The sequence below is a fragment of the Streptomyces sp. NPDC029466 genome, assembly GCF_055574515.1.
Map to the genome: position 1 here is coordinate 22,067 of NZ_JBVHZH010000069.1, position 6,761 is coordinate 28,827.

8 protein-coding genes are annotated in these 6,761 nt (G+C 69.4%); 5 read left to right on the forward strand and 3 right to left on the reverse strand.

Annotated elements, in window-relative coordinates; genetic code table 11:
• Positions 1–57: 57 nt before the first annotated feature.
• The 4 genes from ACZ4XD_RS34615 to ACZ4XD_RS34630 all read left to right on the forward strand — a co-directional run bounded on the left by ACZ4XD_RS34615 (position 58) and on the right by ACZ4XD_RS34630 (position 3,275).
• On the forward strand, positions 58–870 hold the full coding sequence (locus ACZ4XD_RS34615; RefSeq protein ID WP_387247015.1) for an ABC transporter ATP-binding protein: 813 nt from the start codon (positions 58–60) through the stop codon (positions 868–870).
• 104 nt (positions 871–974) lie between these two features.
• Positions 975–1,388: an NfeD family protein gene (locus ACZ4XD_RS34620; RefSeq protein ID WP_042161519.1), complete on the forward strand. Its 414-nt coding sequence runs from the start codon at positions 975–977 to the stop codon at positions 1,386–1,388.
• 101 nt (positions 1,389–1,489) lie between these two features.
• On the forward strand, positions 1,490–2,425 hold the full coding sequence (locus ACZ4XD_RS34625; protein ID WP_468048959.1) for an SPFH domain-containing protein: 936 nt from the start codon (positions 1,490–1,492) through the stop codon (positions 2,423–2,425).
• A 76-nt stretch (positions 2,426–2,501) separates the two neighbouring features.
• Positions 2,502–3,275, forward strand: a complete 774-nt coding sequence (locus ACZ4XD_RS34630; RefSeq protein ID WP_468048961.1) for a sulfite exporter TauE/SafE family protein — start codon at positions 2,502–2,504, stop codon at positions 3,273–3,275.
• Between the two features lie 33 nt (positions 3,276–3,308).
• Here ACZ4XD_RS34630 and ACZ4XD_RS34635 read toward each other — a convergent pair whose 3' ends face one another.
• The 3 genes from ACZ4XD_RS34635 to ACZ4XD_RS34645 form a co-directional block, all read right to left on the reverse strand.
• Entirely contained in the window at positions 3,309–3,812 is a 504-nt protein-coding gene (locus tag ACZ4XD_RS34635; protein ID WP_109888878.1) for an HNH endonuclease, read from the reverse strand.
• 392 nt (positions 3,813–4,204) lie between these two features.
• The gene (locus ACZ4XD_RS34640; protein ID WP_042161510.1) at positions 4,205–4,744 is read right to left on the reverse strand and encodes a YbhB/YbcL family Raf kinase inhibitor-like protein; all 540 of its coding nucleotides are present in this window, start codon (positions 4,742–4,744) and stop codon (positions 4,205–4,207) included.
• Between the two features lie 42 nt (positions 4,745–4,786).
• Positions 4,787–5,569, reverse strand: coding sequence for a sporulation protein (locus ACZ4XD_RS34645; protein WP_468048968.1), 783 nt, complete (start codon positions 5,567–5,569; stop codon positions 4,787–4,789).
• A 168-nt stretch (positions 5,570–5,737) separates the two neighbouring features.
• On the opposite strand from ACZ4XD_RS34645, the gene ACZ4XD_RS34650 reads away from it, so the two are divergent.
• Positions 5,738–6,394, forward strand: coding sequence for a DNA-3-methyladenine glycosylase (locus ACZ4XD_RS34650; RefSeq protein ID WP_468048970.1), 657 nt, complete (start codon positions 5,738–5,740; stop codon positions 6,392–6,394).
• Positions 6,395–6,761: the final 367 nt, after the last annotated feature.

Below are 6,761 nucleotides of genomic sequence, written 5' to 3' on the forward strand. Positions count from 1 at the left end.
GTGGCGTAGGTTTGCAGGGGGGCTGCGCCTACAGGTGTACGCGACGACCGAGAAGCAATGGGAGACAACGCGCTCATGAGCGATGTGCTGGAGCTGGTGGACGTATCCGTGGTCCGCGAAGGACGGGCTCTGGTGGACCAGGTCTCCTGGTCGGTGAAGGAGGGGGAGCGCTGGGTCATCCTCGGCCCCAACGGGGCGGGCAAGACCACCCTGCTGAACCTCGCCTCCAGCTACCTCTTCCCGAGCTCCGGCAGCGCCTCGATCCTCGGCGAGCAGCTCGGCAAGGTCGACGTCTTCGATCTGCGCCCGCGCATCGGCATCGCCGGTATCGCCCTCGCCGACAAGCTGCCGCGCAGCCAGACCGTGCTCCAGACCGTTCTCACCGCCGCGTACGGCATGACGGCGAGCTGGCAGGAGAACTACGACGACATCGACGAGCAGCGCGCCCGGGCCTTCCTGGACCGCCTCGGCATGACCGCCTACCTGGACCGGAAGTTCGGCACCCTCTCCGAGGGCGAGCGCAAGCGCACCCTGATCGCCCGCGCGATGATGACCGACCCCGAGCTGCTCCTGCTGGACGAGCCGGCCGCCGGCCTCGACCTCGGCGGCCGCGAGGACCTGGTCCGCCGCCTCGGCCGCCTCGCCCGGGACCCGTACGCCCCCTCCATGATCATGGTCACCCACCATGTCGAGGAAATCGCCCCGGGCTTCACCCACGTCCTGATGATCCGTCAGGGCAAGGTGCTCGCCGCCGGCCCGCTCGAACTGGAACTGACCTCCAGCAACCTCTCGCACTGCTTCGGCCTCCCGCTGGTCGTCGAGCGCAACGGCAACGACCGCTGGACGGCGCAGGGTCTGCCCCTGACCTGAGGGCCGTCGCCCGGCCAACTTGAGGCGCCAGGCCCCCGCCGCTGACCGATCGTCCCCTGTCCCGGGCCGCTGCACGGATCTACCATGAAGCCGTGGATCCATGGGTGTGGTGGCTGATCGCCGCCGTAGGACTGGGCATTCCGCTCGTCGTGACCGCGATGCCCGAATTCGGGATGCTCGCGGTCGGCGCCGTCGCCGGTGCCGTCACCGCAGGCGTCGGTGGCGGCACCGTCCTGCAATTCATCGTCTTCGCCGCCGTATCGGTCGCGCTGATCGCGGTCGTACGCCCCATCGCCAACCGCCATCGCGGCCAGAGCCCCCAACTCGCGTCCGGAGTCGACGCGCTGAAGGGCCGCAGCGCCACGGTCCTGGAGCGGGTCGATGGCGGAGGCGGCGGCCGCATCAAACTCGCCGGCGAGGTCTGGTCCGCCCGCGCCCTCGACGGCAACCAGGTCTATGAGCCCGGCCAGCAGGTCGACGTCGTCGAGATCGAAGGCGCCACCGCTGTCGTCATCTGACCCGAACACGCTGCGCGACGAGCCACGTCTCTGAAAGACTGATCAACGGCAAGCCGGTCGCCGGCCGGCACGGACCAGCAACGAAGGGCACGGGAGCCGCTGTGGAACCGATCATCATCGTCCTGATCATCCTGGTGGTGCTCGTGTTCATCGCACTCATCAAAACGATCCAGGTCATCCCACAGGCCAGCGCCGCCATCGTCGAACGCTTCGGCCGCTACACCCGCACCCTCAACGCCGGCCTGAACATCGTCGTCCCGTTCATCGACTCCATCCGGAACCGCATCGACCTCCGCGAGCAGGTCGTCCCGTTCCCGCCACAGCCGGTGATCACCCAGGACAACCTGGTCGTGAACATCGACACCGTCATCTACTACCAGGTGACCGACGCCCGCGCCGCGACGTACGAGGTCGCCAGTTACATCCAGGCCATCGAGCAGCTCACCGTCACCACGCTGCGGAACATCATCGGCGGTATGGACCTCGAACGGACCCTGACCTCCCGCGAGGAGATCAACGCGGCGCTGCGCGGCGTCCTCGACGAGGCCACCGGCAAGTGGGGCATCCGCGTCAACCGCGTCGAGCTGAAGGCCATCGAGCCGCCGACCTCCATCCAGGACTCGATGGAGAAGCAGATGCGCGCCGACCGCGACAAGCGCGCCGCCATCCTCCAGGCCGAAGGTGTCCGGCAGTCCCAGATCCTCACCGCCGAGGGTGAGAAGCAGTCCTCGATCCTGCGCGCCGAGGGTGAGGCCAAGGCCGCGGCCCTGCGCGCCGAGGGTGAGGCCCAGGCGATCCGGGTGGTCTTCGAGTCGATCCACGCCGGGGACCCGGACCAGAAGCTGCTCTCCTACCAGTACCTCCAGATGCTCCCGAAGATCGCCGAAGGCGACGCCAACAAGCTCTGGATCGTGCCCAGCGAGATCGGCGACGCCCTCAAGGGCCTCGGCGGCGCCATCGGCAACTTCAACCCGGCGGGCGGCGGCTCCATCCCCAAGCCCAGCGCGCCGAACCGCGAAACGCCCCCCATCGACTGACCGTTCGGCCTCGTGCATGATCAGTGGTGGCCCCTCGACCTTCATGGCGGGGAGGCGACCCTGACCATGTGAGGAGATGGCCTTGTCCATCGGGGAAGCAGTCGCAGTCTTCGCCGCCGGGATCGGCGCCGGCACGATCAACACCATCGTCGGATCCGGGACGCTGATCACCTTCCCGGTACTGCTCGCCTTCGGCCTGCCGCCCGTCACGGCCAATGTCTCCAACACCCTTGGCCTGGTGCCCGGTTCGCTCAGCGGCGCCGTCGGCTACCGCCGCGAGCTGGCCGGCCAGCGCCGCCGGCTGCTGCGCTTCGGCGCCTTCGCCCTCATCGGCGGCCTCGGCGGCGCCATCCTGCTGCTGGGGCTGCCCTCCAAGGCCTTCGACACCATCGTCCCGGTACTGATCGCCGTCGCGCTCGTCCTCGTCGTCGCGCAGCCCAAGCTCGCCGCGAAGGTCCGCGCCCGGCGCGAGCGCAACGGCACCACCGCCCACCCCGACGGCGGCCCCGCCCTGCTCCTCGGCCTGATGCTGGCCAGCGTCTACGGCGGCTACTTCGGCGCCGCGCAGGGGGTGATCTACGTTTCCCTGATGGGCGTGCTGCTCAACGAGGACCTCCAGCGGATCAACGCCATCAAGAACGTCCTCGCGGCCGTCGTCAACGGCGTGGCGGCGGTCTTCTTCCTCTTCGTCGCGGAGTTCGACTGGCTCGCCGTCGCCCTGATCGCGGTCGGCTCCACCCTCGGCGGCCAGCTCGGCGCGAAGGTCGGCCGACGGCTGCCGCCCACCGCCCTGCGCGGCGTCATCGTGCTCGTCGGCCTGCTGGCCATCGTCCAGCTCCTCCTGAAGTAGGGGGAGCTGGACGAGAATTCCGGCGGGCCCGCGCTACGCCGGCACCGCCAGCCACTCCGGCAGCGCGTCCCGCACCGACACCCCCAGCGTCGACAGCAGCGCGTCCGCCGGCGTCGGCTCGAACGGCCGCCGCAGCAGCGCCATCCCCGCCTGCTCGGGCGTACGGTCCGCCTTGCGGTGGTTGTCCTCCGCACACGAGGCGACGGTATTCAGCCAGGTGTCCCCACCACCGTGCGACCGCGGTACGACATGGTCCACGGTGGTCGCCCGGCGCCCGCAGTACGCGCACCGGTGCTGGTCACGCACCAGTACCCCGCGCCGCGACCAGGGCGCCCGTTGTCGGAACGGCACCCGGACGTATCTGCTGAGTCTGATCACCTGCGGCACCGGCAGATCCACCGAAGCGGCACGGATGCGCAGCCCCGGGTGAGCGTGCTCGACGACGGCCTTGTCCTGCATGACCAGCACCACCGCCCGCCGCAGCGACACCGTCGACAGCGGCTCGAAGCTCGCATTGAGCACCAGCGTCTCGCGCATCCCGTCCACCCTCCCGGACCCGCTCCGCCCCCGCGGCGAAGTTGCTCCACTGTGCAGCGCCAGGTATTCCCCGAACAACGCAATTTCCGCACGCCACAAGGGAAATGGAGGACGATCGGCAGATGAAAAGGAGGTGCTCCGGCGGCGCCCCGCAGGGCACGAAAAGCGTGCGCTCCGGGTCCCACCCCCGTGAAACACGCGAGACCCGGAGCGAACGGCAGCCGGCGAGGACACCCGAGACACATACGGGCTCCGGCAAGCGGCCGGCGACACACCTGCGCCCCGCCGCTCCCGCCACTGCGGTACCAGCTGCCCGACGCCCTGATGAAGGGCGGCGGCACGGGTACCACTCTGCGTGCGGGAAGCGCCGGGGCGCAACGGAATTACGGCGCTCAGCCCGCCGCCGGCACCTCGTACTCGGCGATCAGCTGGGCCCGCCCGAGGGTGTGGAACCGCAGATTGAAGCCCACGACCGCGGGCGAGGCATCCGCGTCCGGACCGAGCTTCTCCTGGTCCACCGCGTAGACGGTGAACACATAGCGGTGCGGACCGTCTCCGGGCGGCGGTGCCGCGCCACCGAATTCCCGCGTCCCGTAGTCGTTACGGACATGAACGGCGCCTTCGGGCAGCCCCTTCATCTCCCCGGACCCGGCGCCGGCCGGCAGCTCCGTCACCGACGCCGGAATGTCGAACAGCGACCAGTGCCAAAAGCCGCTGCCCGTCGGCGCGTCCGGGTCGTAGCAGGTGACGGCGTAGCTCTTCGTCCCCGCGGGCGCACCCTCCCACCGCAGCTGCGGTGAACGGTTCCCCTCGGCGAAGACCTGCTCCGGCCGCAGCGTCCCGCCCGGCTCCACCTCCTCGCTCAGCACCGTGAACTCCGGCACCGGCGGATGGAAATCGTGCGGGAGCGGCCGCCGCTTCAGCTCGGACACTGCAACACCTCCTGGTCGCTTGCTGACACCTGTCCGGCCAGGTTAGAGCCAGTTCCGCTTACCGCCGACCTCCGCCAGCCACTGGTTGAGGTAGGCCGCCCAGTCGGTCCCCTGGAAGTCGTTCAGCCCGACCGTGAACGACCGGAAGGTGTCCGACCCCTCGCTGAACAGCCCCGGCTTCTTGTCCATCTCCAGGACGACGTCCATCTCCCGGTCGTCCGCCACGAACGACAGCTCGACCTGGTTGAGCCCGCGGTACTGCTGCGGCGCGTAGAACTCGACCTCCTGGTAGAACGGCAGCTGCTGCCGCGTCCCCCGGATGTGCCCCTGCTCCAGGTCAGCGGCCTTGAAACGGAACCCGAGGCGCCCGAACGCGTCCAGAATCGCCTGCTGCGCCGGCAGCGGGTGCACATTCACCGGGTCCAGGTCACTGGAGTCCACTGCCCGGGCGATCGCCAGCTCCGTCGTCACCCCGACGCTCATCCCGTGCAGATGCGCGCCCAGGAACGTGGTGATCGGCGTCTCCCACGGAATCTCCAGCCCGAACGGGACGGTGTGCGCCGCACCCGGCTGCACCGTGAACTCCCCGCCCAGCTGCACCTTGGTGAACTCGACGTTCCGCTTGTACTCCTCCTCGCCGCTCTCCACCTCGACGCGCGCCTGGAGTCCGACCGACAGCCCCTGGATCTCCTGGGCCACCGAACCGCCCTGGATCCGGACCTCGCCCTGCACGACCCCACCCGGGACCACGTTCTCCTCGAAGAGCACCGTCTCCACCGACGCGCCCCCGGCGCCCAGGCTCGCCAGCAGCTTCTTGAATCCCATGCTCGTCCTCCCCAGGCGGAACGCCTGTGCTTTGTCTAGCGCGCCGAGATCTCGGCTTGATTCCTACGAACGCGAAACCGCGCAAGCCGGTTCCACGCCATACCTTCCCAACCCCGGCGCTTCCATGGCCAGCCGCCCTCTCCCACGGCTCCACTACGCTCGGTCCGCATGACCGATGTACCGGAACGTACGCCGCTCACCCGCGACTTCTTCGACCGGCCCGTCGTGGACGTGGCCCCCGACCTGCTGGGGCGGACCCTCCTCCGCAACACCCCCGACGGACCGATCACCCTCCGGCTCACCGAGGTCGAGGCGTACGACGGCGAGACCGACCCCGGCTCCCACGCCTACCGCGGCCGCACCGCACGCAACGCCGCCATGTTCGGCCCGCCCGGCCATGCGTACGTCTACTTCATCTACGGGATGTGGTTCAGCCTCAACGTGGTCTGCGGCCCCGAGGGCGAGGCGAGCGGTGTCCTGCTGCGCGCCGGCGAGATCCTCACCGGTGCCACCCTGGCCGCCGACCGCCGCCCCAAGGCCCGCAGCGCCAACGAACTGGCGAAGGGCCCGGCCCGCCTGGCCACCGCCCTCGACATCGACCGCACCCTCGACAGCACCGACCTGTGCACCGGCGGCGCCGCCCCGCTCTCCCTGCTCCGCGGCGAACCGCCGGCCCCCGAGCGGGTACGCAACGGCCCGCGCACCGGTGTGGGCGGAGACGGCGCGGACCACCCCTGGCGCTACTGGATCGCCGACGACCCCACCGTCAGCCCCTACCGCCGCCACGTCCCGCGCAACCGACGCCGCGCCACCACGGCTACTTGACTCTGTGTGGCGAACCGCCTAACGTGGCCCGAGCCGCTGGAGACGGGCAGCGCTATCTGCGCAGACCGCCAGGCGGCACAACCAACTACTCTCAACGATTCCCTGACGGGTCCTCTTTCGCGTTGCCGAAATTCGACCCCGACGACCCGATTATGAGTCGCCAGGGAAAGCCGCTAAAGTAGTAACCCGCCGAAAGGGCAGCAGCAAATAGCTGCTCCGAGGCGGACCTCCGACGGAAATCGGAACCGGAACGAAACGAAATCCGGATCTGTTAGAGTCGGAAAGGCCGAAAAGCGAAAGCCAAACGGCCGAGCCCGCTCCAACAGGGCGCCGGAGACGGAAACGGATCTGGTAAGGTTGGAAACGC

Excerpts from the sequence above, each read along its gene's own strand:
- ACZ4XD_RS34650 (WP_468048970.1), top strand. The coding sequence starts at position 5,738 with ATGACCGATGTACCGGAACGTACGCCGCTCACCCGCGACTTCTTCGAC.
- ACZ4XD_RS34630 (WP_468048961.1), top strand. The coding sequence starts at position 2,502 with ATGGCCTTGTCCATCGGGGAAGCAGTCGCAGTCTTCGCCGCCGGGATC.
- ACZ4XD_RS34635 (WP_109888878.1), bottom strand. The coding sequence starts at position 3,812 with ATGCGCGAGACGCTGGTGCTCAATGCGAGCTTCGAGCCGCTGTCGACG.
- ACZ4XD_RS34615 (WP_387247015.1), top strand. The coding sequence starts at position 58 with ATGGGAGACAACGCGCTCATGAGCGATGTGCTGGAGCTGGTGGACGTA.
- ACZ4XD_RS34645 (WP_468048968.1), bottom strand. The coding sequence starts at position 5,569 with ATGGGATTCAAGAAGCTGCTGGCGAGCCTGGGCGCCGGGGGCGCGTCG.